The 15,689-nt window shown below is 63.1% G+C and carries 11 protein-coding genes and 1 pseudogene; 4 read left to right on the plus strand and 8 right to left on the minus strand.

Translation table 11 applies throughout. From position 1 onward, the window contains the following. The 6 genes from M0954_RS02255 to xylA all read right to left on the minus strand — a co-directional run. On the minus strand, window positions 1-1,153 hold a 1,153-nt coding region (locus M0954_RS02255; protein ID WP_297351400.1), incomplete at its 3' end, for a P1 family peptidase. Window positions 1,154-1,325: 172 nt separating this feature from the next. Continuing rightward, window positions 1,326-2,525, minus strand: a complete 1,200-nt coding sequence (locus tag M0954_RS02260; RefSeq protein ID WP_122155178.1) for a sugar ABC transporter permease — start codon at window positions 2,523-2,525, stop codon at window positions 1,326-1,328. Beyond that, window positions 2,522-4,081: a D-xylose ABC transporter ATP-binding protein gene (xylG, locus tag M0954_RS02265; RefSeq protein WP_297351402.1), complete on the minus strand. Its 1,560-nt coding sequence runs from the start codon at window positions 4,079-4,081 to the stop codon at window positions 2,522-2,524. Before xylG ends, M0954_RS02260 begins: the two co-directional genes overlap by 4 nt. A gap of 115 nt (window positions 4,082-4,196) precedes the next feature. After that, entirely contained in the window at window positions 4,197-5,225 is a 1,029-nt protein-coding gene (gene xylF / locus M0954_RS02270; protein ID WP_122155180.1) for a D-xylose ABC transporter substrate-binding protein, read from the minus strand. A 326-nt stretch (window positions 5,226-5,551) separates the two neighbouring features. Further along, window positions 5,552-7,030 (minus strand): xylulokinase, encoded by a 1,479-nt coding sequence (xylB, locus tag M0954_RS02275; protein WP_297351404.1) that lies wholly within the window; start codon window positions 7,028-7,030, stop codon window positions 5,552-5,554. Window positions 7,031-7,201: 171 nt separating this feature from the next. Then, window positions 7,202-8,524 (minus strand): xylose isomerase, encoded by a 1,323-nt coding sequence (gene xylA, locus M0954_RS02280; protein WP_122155182.1) that lies wholly within the window; start codon window positions 8,522-8,524, stop codon window positions 7,202-7,204. A 279-nt stretch (window positions 8,525-8,803) separates the two neighbouring features. On the opposite strand from xylA, the gene M0954_RS02285 reads away from it, so the two are divergent. The 4 genes and pseudogenes from M0954_RS02285 (at window position 8,804) to M0954_RS02300 (ending at window position 13,768) form a co-directional block, all read left to right on the plus strand. Next, window positions 8,804-10,021, plus strand: a complete 1,218-nt coding sequence (locus M0954_RS02285; RefSeq protein ID WP_297351407.1) for a DNA-binding transcriptional regulator — start codon at window positions 8,804-8,806, stop codon at window positions 10,019-10,021. 75 nt (window positions 10,022-10,096) lie between these two features. After that, window positions 10,097-11,167, plus strand: a complete 1,071-nt coding sequence (locus M0954_RS02290) for an aldose epimerase family protein (RefSeq protein WP_122155184.1) — start codon at window positions 10,097-10,099, stop codon at window positions 11,165-11,167. A 225-nt stretch (window positions 11,168-11,392) separates the two neighbouring features. Continuing rightward, a complete protein-coding gene (locus tag M0954_RS02295) occupies window positions 11,393-11,800 on the plus strand; it encodes a hypothetical protein (protein WP_123387769.1) in 408 nt (135 codons plus the stop codon). 249 nt (window positions 11,801-12,049) lie between these two features. Further along, window positions 12,050-13,768: pseudogene (locus M0954_RS02300) on the plus strand (purple acid phosphatase family protein). A 70-nt stretch (window positions 13,769-13,838) separates the two neighbouring features. Here M0954_RS02300 and M0954_RS02305 read toward each other — a convergent pair. After that, complete coding sequence (locus M0954_RS02305; protein WP_122155187.1) at window positions 13,839-14,783, minus strand: AEC family transporter; 945 nt, start codon at window positions 14,781-14,783, stop codon at window positions 13,839-13,841. A 235-nt stretch (window positions 14,784-15,018) separates the two neighbouring features. Then, a partial coding sequence (locus M0954_RS02310) for a malic enzyme-like NAD(P)-binding protein (protein ID WP_297351409.1) occupies window positions 15,019-15,689 on the minus strand: 671 nt, incomplete at its 5' end.

Genomic DNA, 15,689 nt, shown 5'->3' on the forward strand with positions numbered 1-15,689 from the left:
CCTGGAACAGCGGCGACATCGCGTCGTTGGCGAGATCTTCGAGCGTGCCGGCCGCCTTGCGCCGCTCCGGCGTGCGGCGCACTGCAGGCGACGTCGAGAACGCAATCGCGTAGTCACCCGAGCCGTTCGCCATCGACGATCCGGTGCGGGCAATGCCAAGGAACGCGCGGTGCGCCATCCGCTTCAGGTTGCGGTCCGAGAGCGGCGCGTCGGTCGCAATCACGATGACCACCGAACCGTCGCCGCCGTGGTCGTCGACCACGCCTTTCAGATAGTAGCGGCCGAGTTCTAGGCCCACGGGCGCTCCACCCATCGACAACACGCCGCCGTAGTTCGTCTGCACCAGCACACCAATCGTATATCCGCCGAGGATAGGCGGCAGCACGCGCGAGCTGGTGCCGATGCCGCCTTTCCAGCCGAACGCCTGCGTGCCGGTGCCCGCACCCACACACCCTTGCGGCACCGGGCCGGCCCTGGCGCCTGCGATCGCCTGCACGACGTGCTGCGATGTGACATGCCGGCCGCGGATGTCGTTGAGGAAACCATCGTTGGTCTCGCCGACCACGGCATTGACCGACATGACGCGTTCGTTGCCGGGCTGGCCGAGCGTCCATTCGACCGCCCCCGCCATACCCTCTGCGACCGACAACGTGTTGGTCAGGACGATCGGCGTTTCGATCTCGCCGAGTTCTTCGACCTGGGTGGAACCGGCGAACTTGCCGAAGCCGTTACCGAGCGCGAAACCAGCCGGAACCTTATCCTGGAAGAGATTGCCCGGGTGAGGCAGGATCGCCGTCACACCGGTGCGTACGCTAGCGCCCTCGATCAACGTGAGATGGCCTACCGCGACGCCGGTGACATCCGTGATCGCGTTCAACGGGCCCGGCTGCAGCACGCCGGGACGGATGCCGATGTCGCGCGCAAGGGCTCGCGCTGGGGCCTGCGTCCGGGCCTGCGTCGGGGCGCGCGTCGAGGGCGGCGCGTCCAATCCCGCAGGTTGCGGCGTGTCCTTTTGCCTGACTGGTTCCGAAGCGGCGGCCGGATCCCCGTCCGCGCGCTGCGCCAGCGTGAGCGTTGGCGCCATCGCCAGCAATGCGCCGAGAATACGGCGGCGGTAAGTCAGCAAAGTCGTGGTCTGCTCGCTTGTGCTCATGCGTTGTTTTCACCATTAGCGTGGACTTCACAGGATAAGGCGTTGCCGCCCCCGCCACGTTAAACGGTGAATAACGCAAAGTCCGTCGCAGACTGCTTAACTCGCTTACCTGTGTCCGGCAGCGCCGCTGCCGTTCCCGCCGCACGCCCTTTCGTGCCGCTTCAGCGGCGAGCTACCGCCGGTTCGACCCCGACACCACATCGATCCACACCGCCAGCACGAGGATGCTGCCTTTGACGATCATCTGCCAATACGCATCCACGTCGAGCATCGACATGCCGTTGTCGAGACTCGCCATCACCAGCGCGCCGATCAACGCTCCGTACACGGTCCCGGAGCCACCACGCATCGACGTGCCGCCGATAAAGCACGCCGCAATCGCGTCCAGCTCGCCCATCGATCCCGCCGAGGGCGACCCCGCCGCCAACCGCGCCGTATTGACGATGCCGCCGAACGCGCACATCAGCCCCATCAGCGCGAAGATCGCCAGCTTCACGCGGTTCGTGTTCACGCCTGACAGCCGCGTCGCTTCGAGATTCGAGCCGACCGCATAAATGCGCCGGCCAAACACGGTTTGCGTCGCGATCCACGTGAAAATGCCGAGCAACGCCAGCAGCAACAGCACCGGCACAGGAATGCCGCCGTAGCGATCGAGCGTCGCCACGAAGGCCAGCAGGATCACCCCAGCGCCAACGATCTTCGCCGCATCCTGCCAGACTGGCACCACCGGCAACTGATACCGTTGCCGGTTGCGCCGCTGCCGTACGGTCAGGACTGCCAGCAAAACGAACAGCACCACGGCGAGCGTATCGCCCGCAAACTGCGGCAAATAACCCTGCCCGACGAACACAAAGCTATCGGACACCGGTGCAATGGTCGAACCGCCGGTAACACCGAGCAGAATGCCGCGATACGCCAGCATGCCGCCAAGTCCCACGATAAACGACGGCACACGCCGGTACGTCGACCACCAGCCGTTGAAGAGCCCCACCAGCACACCGAGCACCATCACCACGGGCACGGTGACGCCGATCGGCCAATGGCGGTTGACGTCGAGAATTGCCGCGACGCCGCCGAGCAGACCGAGCAGCGACCCCACCGACAAATCGATTTCACCTGCGATGATGACAAACACCATGCCGCACGCAAGCATCCCCGTGATCGACATCTGCCGCAACAGATTCGACAGATTGCGCGGCGTGATGAACGCGCCGCCGGTGAGGAACGAGAAGAAGATCCAGATGGCCGCCACCGCGATCAGCAGCGCGAGAATCTTGTAGCGTGCGAACAGTTGCTGCACGCGCTGCGCGCCGCCGAACGAAGCGTGCGCGGCAGCGTCTTTGGGAGGTTGGGAAGTGACGTCGGGAGTCATGCTGCGCTCGCTTCGGTTGGGTTTGTGGTTCGCTGCGCCGGACGGATGGCCGCCGTGAGAATGTCCTCTTGCGTGAGGCCGTCGTTGATGAAGTCGCCGCGCAATTCGCCCTCGCCGATCACCAGCACGCGGTCGCTGATACCTAGCACCTCGGGCATTTCCGACGACACCATCACGATCGACATGCCGCGGTGCGCGAGCTGCACGATCAGTTTGTAGATTTCGTATTTGGCGCCGACATCGACGCCGCGGGTCGGCTCATCGAGAATCAGCACCTTCGGGTCGGTCAGCAGCATGCGGGTGAGCACGGCCTTCTGCTGGTTGCCACCGGAGAGGCTTGCAATCGACAGCATCGGATGCGCGGCGCGCACCGAGAGTCGCTTCATCTCCGTATGAATCGTATCGAGCTCGGCCGCCGAATCGATCCGCGCGCCTTTGGCAAAACGCTGCAATACCGATAGCGTGATGTTGTGCCCCACACTCAGATGCGGCACGATGCCGTGGCGCTTGCGATCCTCGGGCACCATGCCGATGCCGGCACGAATCGCGTCGGCCGGCTCGCGTATTTTCAGGGGCTTGCCGTCGAGCAGCACGGTGGCCTCGCTCACGCCGGGATAGGCGCCGAAGATCGCCTGCATCAGCTCCGTGCGCCCTGCTCCAACCAGGCCCGCCACGCCGAGTATCTCGCCGCGTCTTAAGGTGAACGACACATCGTCGACCCGTTTTCGACGCGGATTGGTTACGTCGAAACACGTCACATGCCGTGCCTCGAAGATCACGTCGCCAAGCGGCCGCGGCTCGCGCGGAAACAGATTGGTGATCTCGCGGCCCACCATCATTGCGATGATACGGTCGGTGGTCAGCGCGCGCATCGGCTCGGTTGCGACATGCCGGCCGTCGCGGATCACGGTAATGGTGTCGCAGACGGCTTCCACCTCGTCGAGCTTGTGCGAGATATACACGCAGGCCACACCACGCCGCTTCAGATCGCGCACGATATCCAGCAGAATACGCGTCTCCGAGCTGGTGAGAGACGACGACGGTTCGTCGAGAATCAAGAGCTTCGCGCGCTTGTTGAGCGCCTTGGCGATTTCGATCAGCTGCTGATGGCCGCCACCGTAGTTCATCACCGGCTGCGCCACATTGATGCCTTCGATATGCAGTTCGCGCAGCAGCTCGTCGGCGCGCTGAAACATCGCGGCGTAATTCATGCGGCCACCCGGCAGCGTGATTTCGTTGCCGAGAAAGATGTTCTCCGCCACCGAGAGTTCGGGCACCAGCATCAACTCCTGGTGAATGATCACGATCCCGGCGCGCTCCGTGTCGCGCACGTTCGCGGCCTTCAGCGGCTGCCCTTCCCAGAGGATCTCGCCATCCCAGGTGCCGTACGGATAGACCCCGGACAGCACCTTCATCAGCGTCGATTTGCCCGCGCCGTTTTCGCCGCACAGGCCGACGCATTCGCCCGGCGACACGGCCAGGTCGATACCGTCCAGAGCCTTCACACCGGAAAACGCTTTGACGATGCCGTGCATCGCCAGTAAAGGTTGCGTCATTCGCTTTTGCCTCGCTGCAAAGCGCGCGACGACGCGGTTGCGTTCAACACGCAACAGGCGCCATCGCGCGTGGTCCCGCTTATGGGCCTGCTTATTGGCCCACTCATTGACCCACTTACTGGCTCGCGAGCTGTGCCTGGGTGTAGAAACCATCCTTTATGACGACATCCACATTGCTTTTGGTCAGCAGCGTCGGCTGCAGCAGGATGGTGTCGACCTTCTTCTTGCCGTTGTCGTACTGCGCGTTATAGGCAGGCTTATCACCCTTCGCGAGTTGCACGGCGAGGTTCGCAGCCTGGCTGGCGATCAGCTTGAGCGGCTTGTAGACGGTCATCGTCTGCGTGCCGTCAATCAGACGCCTGACGGCCGCGAGATCCGCGTCCTGGCCCGACACAGGCACCTTGCCGGCCATGTGCTGCGCCGCCAGTGCCTGGATCGCGCCGCCAGCCGTGCCGTCGTTCGAGGCCACCACGGCATCGATCTTGTTGTTGTTGGCGGTCAGGGCATCTTCCATGATGCGCAGGGCCGTGGACGCGCTCCACTCAGGTACCCATTGCTGGCCAACCACCTTGATGTCGCCGCGATCGATCGCTGGCTTGAGGATCTTCATCTGACCTTCGCGCAGCATCTTGGCGTTGTTGTCGGTGGGCGCACCGCCGAGCATGAAGTAGTTGCCCTTCGGCTGCGCGTTGTAGACGCCCTGAGCCTGCAATTCACCGACCTTCTCGTTGTCGAACGAGATGTAGGCGTCGATATCGGCATCGAGAATCAACCGGTCGTACGACACCACCTTGATGCCCGCCTTCTTCGCTTCGGCCACCACGTTGCCGAGTGTCTTCGAATTGAACGGCACGATCACGATCACATCGACGCCGCGCGAAATCAGGTTTTCGATCTGCGAGATCTGCCGCTCTTCACTCGCATCGGCCGATTGCACCGAAACCTTGGCGCCAAGTTTTTCGGCCGCAGCCACGAAATAGTCGCGGTCGCGCGACCAGCGTTCGACGCGCAGGTCGTCGATACAAAAACCAATTTCCGGATGATCCTTGCTTGCATGCGCCAGCGGCGCGGCGAGCGACAAACTGGCGAGCACCGCTCCACACACCAGCGAACTCAAAACAGAACGACGCGTTGAAAATTTCATGTCTCACTCCTCTCTCTTATGACCGGCAACACCGGGCTGACGGCCTGCGCGGCGAACCGCGCGGCCGGATACACGACTAACGATGGACTACCCCTTAGTACCCCTTACCGGCGCGGCCATTGCGGCTGCGCATTGCTTTAAGCTCTTCTATTCGACGTCCTGCGGGTAACGTTTTCGCCGGGCGACGTTTTCGCCGTGCTGCGTTTTCGCAGGGCGAAGCTTTTGCCAAGGCGACGCTTCACTCCGCGAGATTCCACCGCGCACACCCCGCCGCGCGACGTCTCGCCGCGACCAGGCATCAAACATGAAACCTCAGGCGTGCAACACTACGCGTCCGCGGCAAACACCGGCTCAAGTGCCCGGTACAGCGCATGAAACGTCGGACGACGTTCATTGCGATACCACGCGTGACGCACCATGTCCGGTTCACGCACGGCGAGAATCTCCGGCGTCGGGCAGATTGCGTCGAGCGGCGCATTGGGTTCGAGCGCCAGATGCGCGAGCCGTGCAGCACCCAGAGCCGGGCCAACCTCACCGCCCGCGCGCAAGGTCAGCGGACGTCCGGAGATATCCGCCAGCATCTGGGTCCAGTAAGCGCTGCGCGAGCCGCCACCGATTACCGAAATATCGTCAGGCACGAGACCGGCCGCGTGCAGCGCATCCATGCCGTCGAGCAAGGCAAAGCCGACGCCTTCGAGCGTAGCGTTCGCCAGATCCGCACGGCTGGTCTGCGGCGCGAGTCCGTAGAACACGCCCTTCGCATTGACGTTGTTGTGCGGCGTGCGCTCGCCGGTCAGATACGGCAGAAACCACGGCCGCCGGTCGCGCGCCTGAGCTTCGGCGTCGGCGAGCAGAGCGGCCACATCGGCGTAGCCCGTCAGTTGCGCGGTGAAATCGAGGCAACCGGCCGCGTTGAGCATCACCGACATCAGATGCCATGTCTGCGGCAAGGCGTGACAAAAGCTATGGACTGCTGACGCAGGGTTAGCGAGGAAGCCGTCCGAGACCGCGAAGTACACGCCGGACGTGCCGAGCGAGAGCATCGCCTGCTTCGGCTTGACGATACCCACGCCTACGGCGCCCGCCGCGTTGTCGCCACCACCGGCGATCACAGGAATCTCACCGAGGCCCCATTCGCGTGCGAGTTCGGGTTTGAGCGTGCCCGTCACGCGATTACCTTCGAACACCTCGGGCATCTGCTCGCGCGAGAGTCCGCAGGCGGACAGCAACGCGCCGCTATAGTCGCGCTGCGCCACATCGAGCCAGAGCGTGCCTGCAGCATCGGAAGGATCGGTGGCGAAGCCGCCGGTCAGGCAATAGCGCAGATAGTCTTTCGGCAACAGCACCTTGGCGATGCGGGCAAAAATCTCCGGTTCATGCTTGCGGACCCATAGCAGTTTGGGCGCTGTAAACCCCGGCATCGCCACATTTCCTGCCACGGCGCGAAGTTGCGGTACGGCTGTTTCGAGTTCGCGGCATTCGGTATCTGAGCGTCCGTCGTTCCAGAGAATCGCCGGTCGCAATACGTCGCCTTGCGCGTCGAGCAGCGTCGCGCCGTGCATCTGGCCCGTCAGGCCCAGCGCCTCGATCTGCGTTGCGCCAATTCCGGCCGCTCGCGCCTGCTCGAGCAGATCGCCAAGCGCCGCCCTGGTGGCGTTCCACCAGTCGTGCGGATCCTGTTCGGACCAGCGTGGCTGCGGCCGGCTGACGGCCAGCGCGTGCGCTGCCGTGCAGCGTACGCGGCCATCGCGGTCGAGTAGCACGGCCTTGACGCCCGACGTGCCGAGGTCGATACCGATGAACATGTCTCCATCCTCGTTTTGCGCCAGTATGCGCAATCGCCAGCGGCTACGCGATTGCGAAACTGGCCAGTCATCCTAACGTTTTTTCATGCCCGTCGCACGAGCTCTGCGCGTTCCATCCTATCCATACCTTCCACGCGGTACGGCGCTTTCGCGCCGTACCGCGCCGTGCGCTCAACGCAGACCGTAGACAGCCTGATTCACGACGCTTTCCAGCCGCTCCTGCTGGCCGCTTGCGTGTTGCGGGTTGACGTCACGGTCGAGCGCGTCGCTCGCAAGCGCCGACAGCGAATAACCGCCGGAAAGGATCTTGCGGCCGAATTCCGTCTCCCACCCCGCGTAACGCTCACGCTTGAACTTTTCGAGCCGGTCGTTTTCGATCAGCACGGCAGCACGCTCGACTGCGAGCGCGAGGTTATCGATCGCGCCGATATGCCCATAGAAAAGGTCTTCCGCATCGACGCTCTGCCGCCGCACTTTGGAGTCGAAGTTCATGCCGCCGGTCGCAAAACCGCCGTGCCGGAGGATTTCATACACAGCGAGCGTGAGTTCCTCGACGCTATTCGGAAACTGGTCCGTATCCCAGCCGTTTTGCGGATCGCCGCGATTGGCATCGACGCTGCCGAAAATACCGAGCGCAAACGCCGTGGCGATCTCGTGATGGAACGAGTGCCCTGCCAGCGTTGCGTGATTGGCCTCGATATTGACGCGAATCTCGTTCTGCAAGCCGTATTGCGTGAGAAATCCGTGCACTGCGGCGACGTCGTAATCGTATTGATGCTTGGTCGGCTCCTGCGGCTTCGGCTCGATCAGCAGTGCGCCCTTGAAGCCGATCTTGTGCTTATGCTCGACCACCATGTTGAGAAAGCGCGCAAACTGATCGCGCTCGCGCACCAGGTCGGTATTGAGCAACGTGTCGTAGCCTTCGCGGCCGCCCCACAACACGTAGTTCTCTCCGCCGAGCCGTTGCGTGGCGTCGAGCGCATGGCGTACCTGGGTGGCCGCAAACGCGAACACGTCGGGGTTCGGGCTGGTCGCGGCGCCCCCCGCATAGCGCGGATGTGAAAACAGGTTAGCCGTGCCCCACAAAAGCTTCACGCCGGTATCCTGCTGCTTGCGCGCCAGATAGTCGCTGATGCGCGTGAAATTCTCGCTGTACTCCTTGATGCTCGCGCCTTCCGGAGCGACATCGGTATCGTGGAACGTATAGTAAGGGGTACCGAGCTTCGAGAAGAACTCGAACGCGGCGTCGGCCTTCTGGTGCGCCCGCTCCATTGCGTCGCCAGGCTGCTGCCACGGACGCACGAAGGTGCCCTGCCCGAAGATATCGACACCCGGCCACACGAAGGTATGCCAGTAGCACACGGCGATGCGCAGATGCTCTTCTAGCGTCTTGCCTAGCACGCGTTTGCTACGGTCGTAATGGTGGAAAGCGAGCGGATTGTCCGATTGCGGACCTTCGTAGCGAACGGCGGGAATGTGTTCGAAGTAGGACATTCGTGTCTCCATTAATTGTTGCGGTGCAACCCGTGCGGCATGGCCTGGCCGGGTTCGACAAGCTGACGCCATGCTGCCGCGCGCGGCCTGTGCCCGCAATTGCGAAATTGCACAGCCTGGCTAATGTTTCTCACCGCCCGTGCCGTTGCGCCGCACGCGCAATGCAATCCGGGCCTAAAATAACCGGACGCTTAAAAACCGGCGCGGTTCAGCTTGCTGCGCCCTATAGAAGGAGACAATGGCCCGCCGGCTCACTGTGCCGCCGCGCCATCTAAAGCGATGACCCGCCCCCAGACGCCACAGAGACCTCATCGGATCGCGCTGCTGTTCAACGCGAACAAGGTGTACGACCGCCAGATCATTAGCGGCATTGGCAATTACCTGCTCTCCACCCGCGTTGCGTGGGACCTGTTTCTCGAAGAGGATTTCCGCTGCCGGCTGACAGGCATCGAGCGCTTCGACGGCGACGGCATCATCGCGGACTTCGACGACCCCGCAGTCTGCGAAGCGCTGCGCGGCTGCCCGCTGCCGGTGGTGGCGGTCGGTTCGTCGTACGAGGACGAAACGCACTACCCGCCTGAGCTGCCCTACATCGCGACGGATAACGCCCAGCTCGTCTCGCTTGCTTATACCCATCTGATCGGTGCAGGCTTGCCGCACTTCGCGCTCTATAGCCTGCCGCAGGCGCCGGAGAACCGCTGGGCGCAGCAGCGCGAGCTGGCCTTCGTCAGCCTGCGCGCCGCCGAAGGCCGCAGCGCCGAGGAGATCGACGGCGAGATCTACCGCGGCCTGTCCACCAGCGCACCGTCGTGGAACCAGGCCATCGAACAACTCACCGGCTGGCTCGAAAAGCTCCCCAAACCGGTCGGCATCATCGCGGTCAGCGACGCCCGCGCACGGCAACTGCTGCAGGCCTGCCTGACCGCCGGGATCGCCGTGCCCGAGCAGGTCTCGATCATCGGCATCGACAACGATCCGTTGAGCCGCACCCTCACGCGCATTCCGCTGTCGTCCGTGATTCAGGGCACCGAGGAAATGGGCCGCACTGCCGCTCACCTGCTGCATCAGATGCTGCACGGCGCACGCTTTCCGGGCCGGCGCATCCGCGTGCCGCCGGTCGGCATCAACGTGCTCGAATCGACCCGTCACCAGCCGCTCACGAGCCCCTATGTAATGCGCGCGCGGCACTTTATCCGCCAGTACGGTTGCCAGGGCATCCGTACCGAACAGGTGGCCGATTACGTCGGCGTGTCGCGCTCCTCGCTGGAAGAATATTTTCGGCGCGAATTGCAATGTACAGTGCATCAGGAGATCCTGCGTCACAAGCTCGATGCGGCCAAAGCGATGCTTGCGAGACGCGACGCGTCGAGCGCGGAAGTTGCGATCCGTTGCGGCTTTACGTCTTTGCAGTACATGTATGCGGTGTTTCGCCGTGAACTCGGCTGCACGCCGCGGGAATATCAGGAAGGCACGAAGTCCCCGGCTGCACCAGGCTAGGCACAGCCAGACCCGGCGTATGCTCTTTGTGCGCTTTCGAAAACCCGCTTCCGCCATTTTTTCTCTCTCGCCGATATGATCAGTCACGCACGCTTCTCGACCGACCCCTGGGGCACCGTGCCCGGCGGCGATCCGGTCCAGCTCTTCACGCTGCGCAATGCGCATGGCATGAAGGTCAGTATCAGCGACCTGGGCGCGACCCTCGTGTCATGGCATGCGCCAGACCGCACCGGCCGGCTTGGCGATATCCTGCTCGGCCACGATACGCCGGCCGAGTACCTTGCCTCCACCACCTATATGGGCGGCCTGATCGGGCGCTGGGCCAACCGCATCGAGGCAGCGCGCTTCACGCTGGACGGCATCGAGTACACGCTCGACCGCAACGAGGGCAACAATCTGCTGCATGGCGGCACCACCGGTTTCAATCGCCTGTGCTGGGAAGCCGCCGAAGACAACGGCTCGCTCGTCATGCGACTCGAATCGCCCGAGGGCGATGCGGGCTTTCCGGGCCACGTGAGCGTTCAGGTCCGTTACACGCTCGATGACGACGGCACGTTGACGATCGCCTATGAGGCCATCACCGACGCACCCACGCCGCTCAACCTGACGAGCCACGGCTATTTCAATCTGACCGGGCAAGCCGCTGCCGATGTCCGCGGCCATGTGGTCTCGATCGACGCCGAGGCGTTCTTCGAAGTCGACGCGCAGATGATTCCAACCCGCCGCGCAGAAGTCGCCGGCAATGCGTTCGATTTCCGCCAAAGCGCGCCAATCGGTGCACGCCTGGATTGGCCAAATACCCAGCTCGCGCTCGCAGCTGGCTTTGACCACTGTTACGTACTCCCTGAAATCAAAGACAGCGCGCGGCCGGTTCGTGAGGTCGCGCGTGTCTACGAACCGGGAAGCGGGCGCGAGCTCAGCGTCCTGACCGATCAGTGGGGCCTGCAGTTTTACACCGGCAATCACCTCGAAGGCGAGCAAGGCCGCGGCAGCCACACCTATTCGAAGTACGCCGGACTTTGCCTCGAAGCAGGCGGCTTTCCCAATCAGATCAATATGGCCGATAACGCGCAAGTGGTGTTGCGGCCCGGCATGGAATACCACCATGTCACGCAATATCGCGTCGGGGTGCGCACGGGCGTCTAAACGGTTTCTCCTGATCGACAAGGTGATTTCAAGCTTTAAATGGGCGTGATAGCATCCTGCGATGCCGTCGCCGAGGCGGCCATCGCAAAGCGATCGACTGCTCGCTTTCCGTTAAAGCAAAGGAGAACCAAAATTTACAAGAGCCTTAAAGCCGTTGTTGCCGCAACGGTTTCTCTCATCTCCCTCTGCGCCTTCGCGGGTAACGTCGGAGGCGCCAGCAACAACTTGCAATCCGCTAACACGGTCAACGTGACCGGCGCGTCGAATTCGAACAACGGCGGCGAGAAGAAGGACCGCGAAACATTGTCGATCGCCGTAGTCGATAACAACGGGCCGGTCGCCGATGCGAAATGCATCCTGACTAACGGCAAGGGCGACTGGTCAGTCACTGCACCGGATAGCATCGAAGTGCGCCGCTCGGACTCGGATCTGCAGATCAAATGCGAGAAGTCCGGCTACGACCCCGTCACGACGACGATCAAGGCAGCGACCACCCAGATTCCGCGCCCGCAATTCCACTTCGCAGCGGGTGGCAGCGACGACAGCGACAGCGAAGACGCCATGATTACAGTGCCGCAGTACGCGCCGTCGATCACGGTGACGTTTGGCAGCAAGCAGGCTAACGCAAACTAAAAGCTTCGCCTGAAGGTTGGCGCCGGGACCGGATGTCCGGCGCCAATGCGCACATCGACGGCCAATCCGCAGATGTCGCAAGCATGGTGCCGGCAGCACTGTCACAACACGGAAAGACAGTTCTGCGAATAATGTGGCTGCGGTTGCGCGCTACGAGTCACGGCAAGCCGCGCTGGACTGCTACATGTGCAGTCCGGCCGGAGTCGTCGTCCGCGCGCTGCCCTCCCAACCCTCAGGCCAAGCACCGACATGTCGAACAAGAACACCCCCGCTGCCCCGCTCGCTTCCGACACCGCTTCCACCCCGTCCCGCCCTGCCGATGTCCTCGCAGCCGTCTCGCGCCGTGGCTTCCTCAAGCTCGCAGGCGCTTCCGGACTGGCGAGCGCCGCCGGCAGCTTCGCTGCCACGGGCAAGGCTGCCACGACTAACCCGGACGGCACACCCGAACAGATTCATCTGACATGGGGCAGCGATCCGACGAGCGAAGTGGTGGTGTCATGGGCCTCGCTCGCTTCGGCGTCCTCCCCCCGGGTGCAGTTCGGTACCGCAGGCGAAGCGCAGCAAACCGTGCACGGTGTGCAACGCATTTATACGGATGGCATCAACGGCGCTACGGTGTTCACGTATCACGCCCGCCTGCGCGGCCTCAAGCCCGCGAACACCTATTAATACGTGGTCACGGCCGACAACGACAGCAACGCCGCACAACCGTTTACCGCGAGCTTCCAGACGGCGCCGCGCGGACGCACATCGTTTCGCTGGACCACCTACGGGGATCTCGCGACACCCAACACCCAGTGGGTGCTCTCCTATCCGCAAAGCCGCTTTGCCGTGCAGGCGGTCGAGCGCTTCCAGCCGCTGTTCCATCTGCTCAACGGCGACCTCTGCTACGCGAACCTGAACCCGACGCATCAGCCCGACGTGTGGCGCGACTTCGGCAACAACTGCCAGAGCTCGGCGGCCAATCGTCCGTGGATGCCGTGTCCGGGCAATCATGAACTCGAATTCAACAACGGTCCGCAAGGTCTCGCCTCGTACCTGACGCGTTACACGTTGCCGGAAAACGGGACGCAGTTTGCCGGTCACTGGTACAGCTTTCGCGTGAGCTCGGTGCTGTTCATCTCGCTCGATGCCGACGACGTGGTCTATCAGGACGCGGCCGCTTTCGTGGCCGGCCCCGATCCGCTGGTGCCAGTGGCCAGCACAGGTCATGCGCCGATCGAAGCGGGCACGTCGCTTTATGCGCGCGGGTATAGCAAGGGTATCCAGACCCGCTGGCTCGAAGAGACACTGCGCCATGCATCCGAGGATCACGAGATCGACTGGATCGTCGTGCAGATGCACCAGGACGCGCTGACTTCGTCGAAGACCGGCAATGGTTCGGACAAGGGCATTCGCGAGGCGTGGCTGCCGCTGTTCGACCGTTACGGCGTCGACCTCGTGGTATGCGGGCATGACCACGACTACGAGCGCAGCTATCCGGTGCGCGGCTGCAACCATAACGCTGGCGTCGACGCGACCACGGGTGCCGTGGTGGATACGCTGCAACCGCGTCCCGTGCCGCAGGCGGATCCGGCCAGCACCACCTTCGACACCAGTCACGGCACGATCCACCTGATCCTCGGCGGCGGTGGCACAAGCGCACCGCTCGATGTCTACGGCGAAGACAAGACGAACGGCCTGCCGCAGGCGAAGGTCTTCACCAAGCCGAACCGCCCCATTCCCGGCACGGCTGCGAATACGTTCGTGCGCAACCCCGCCGACGCGCTGGAAGATGCGATCTGGTCGGCACAGCGCGATACGGGAACGGGTTATGGCATCGCCGTGTTCGATCACGATCCGGGCGAGCACGGCGGCACCACGACGATCACGATGAATTACTATCACGCGCCGGGCGCGGATCAGACGCCTACGGCTGATTACACGCTGTTCGAAACCATCACGCTGAGCAAGAAGCGGCGCGGCTAGGCCGTTTGCTGCTGGCCGCGTCGGTGCGCCGGTGTGTCGGTGCGCCGGCGCATCGGTACGGCGGCCCGATTCAGAAGAAGTAGGCGATCAGCAGTCCTTCGATAAGGACACCCAGGATCGTACTGATCAGGATCGTCGAAGTTGCGTCGGCCGTATACGTATTGCTCTTGAGTGCAAACATGGCGGCCGCGGTGGCGGTCGGCACGGCGCCGGTGATCACGGCCTGGTGCGCAGGCGCCCCGACCACGCCGAACAGCACCGCGCCGAGCGCCATGATCAACGGCTGCAGGAAGTTCTTGATGCCCAGATTGGTGAGGACGTTGGCATTGATCTTGAAACGCTCGCCGTAAAGCATCAGGCCGAGTGCGAAGAGCGAAGTGCCACCCGCAGCCTTGGCAATCAGATCGATCGACGTGAGCACGGGACCGGGCAGCGTGACGTGGGCGAAACTGAGCATCATGCCGGAGATCGGCAGCCATACAATCGGATTGATCACCGCCCGCGCAACGCTCTGGCCAAAAATGCGCAGGATATCCGGCCGCTTGCCGCCCTCCTCACCTGTGCCGCCGAGATTCGTGAGGACGATGGTCAGCGGCAGCATGAAGATGCTGGTGATGAGATTGCCGACCAGCACCGCCAGAAATCCTTCGGGCCCGAACACCGCGGCCAGAATCGGCGCGCCGAAATACGCCATGTCGGGAAAGGCGCACACCAGCGCCTGCATCGTCGCCGTACGCAGGTCGTGTTTGAAGACGAAGCGCCCCACCGCAAGGGCGATCAGATACGTGCCCATCAGACCTAGCGTCAGACACAGCGCAAAACCCACGTTGTGCAGCTTTTCGGGCGATGTTTTTACGGCGCCTTCAAACAGCGCGAACGGGAGCGCGAAGCGGATCACCAGCGTCGCCAGCACGCCGGCATCGTCATGCTTCAGCAGGCGGATCCGGGCCGAGAGCCAGCCGAGCATGATGACAAATGCGACCGGCAGCAAGCCATTGAGAATCGTGTCGACCACAGCGTGGCTCCTGTTTTTGTGCGGCCTGGTTGTACGGCCTGGTTATTCGATCAGGGTTATGGTCCGTCGTGCGACTCGCGCGGCACATGCCTCGCGATTACGCAAAGCACACACGTAAGCATCCACCGGGCGGCCCCGTGGAGGGGTACGCTCTTTGGCACACCTTGCTGCACCGGCTTAGGTGCCCACCTGGCAGAGGCTTCAGAGCCGCCTTGTGGACACCCCGGCAGCCGGCTTACGGCTTACTGCCTTCGATACGGTTATAAGGCACGTAATGCGGCATCCAGACCTTGTTACGAATCAGGCCGTCTATCTGGTCCGTGTCGACGCCCTGGGTCAGCCCTTCCCTGTGAGCCTGCAACGCCACTGCAAGCGCAACCGTGATCGACACCTCGCGCAACGAGGTCACAGGCGGCAGCAGGCTTTTGGTGGGATCGTCGCGGGCCGGCGACGCGGCAGCGAGCGCTTTCGCCGCCGCCATGAACATCTGGTCGCTGACACGCGAAGCCTTGACCGCGATAGCGCCCAAACCGACGCCCGGAAAGATGTAGGAGTTGTTGGTCTGATCGACCTTGAACTTGGCGCCATTGCGCTCGATCGGCGGGAAGGGACTACCCGTGCCGATGACCGCGCGGCCGTCGGTCCAGGCTTGCAGATCGTCCGGGGTGGCTTCAGCGCGCGAGGTGGGGTTCGAGAGCGGAAAGATCACGGGACGTTTGTTGATCTCGGCCATCGCCCGGACCACCGATTCGGAGAACGCCCCGGCCTGCCCCGACACACCGATCAGCACCGTCGGCTTCGCGTTGCGCACCACGTCGAGCAACGCGACGCGGTCCGGATGATCGAGCTTCCAGTCGGCAATCGCCGCCTTGTCCTGCAGAAACGGTTGCTGGAACGAGGCGATAC

Source organism: Paraburkholderia sp. (genome assembly GCF_026225065.1).
Taxonomy (GTDB): Bacteria; Pseudomonadota; Gammaproteobacteria; order Burkholderiales; family Burkholderiaceae; genus Paraburkholderia.

What these genes read in the sequence shown, in the direction of transcription:
- xylG (WP_297351402.1), bottom strand. Translation starts at nt 4,081, where the DNA reads ATGACGCAACCTTTACTGGCGATGCACGGCATCGTCAAAGCGTTTTCC.
- M0954_RS02285 (WP_297351407.1), top strand. Translation starts at nt 8,804, where the DNA reads ATGACCCGCCCCCAGACGCCACAGAGACCTCATCGGATCGCGCTGCTG.
- xylB (WP_297351404.1), bottom strand. Translation starts at nt 7,030, where the DNA reads ATGTTCATCGGTATCGACCTCGGCACGTCGGGCGTCAAGGCCGTGCTA.
- M0954_RS02290 (WP_122155184.1), top strand. Translation starts at nt 10,097, where the DNA reads ATGATCAGTCACGCACGCTTCTCGACCGACCCCTGGGGCACCGTGCCC.
- xylA (WP_122155182.1), bottom strand. Translation starts at nt 8,524, where the DNA reads ATGTCCTACTTCGAACACATTCCCGCCGTTCGCTACGAAGGTCCGCAA.
- xylF (WP_122155180.1), bottom strand. Translation starts at nt 5,225, where the DNA reads ATGAAATTTTCAACGCGTCGTTCTGTTTTGAGTTCGCTGGTGTGTGGA.
- M0954_RS02260 (WP_122155178.1), bottom strand. Translation starts at nt 2,525, where the DNA reads ATGACTCCCGACGTCACTTCCCAACCTCCCAAAGACGCTGCCGCGCAC.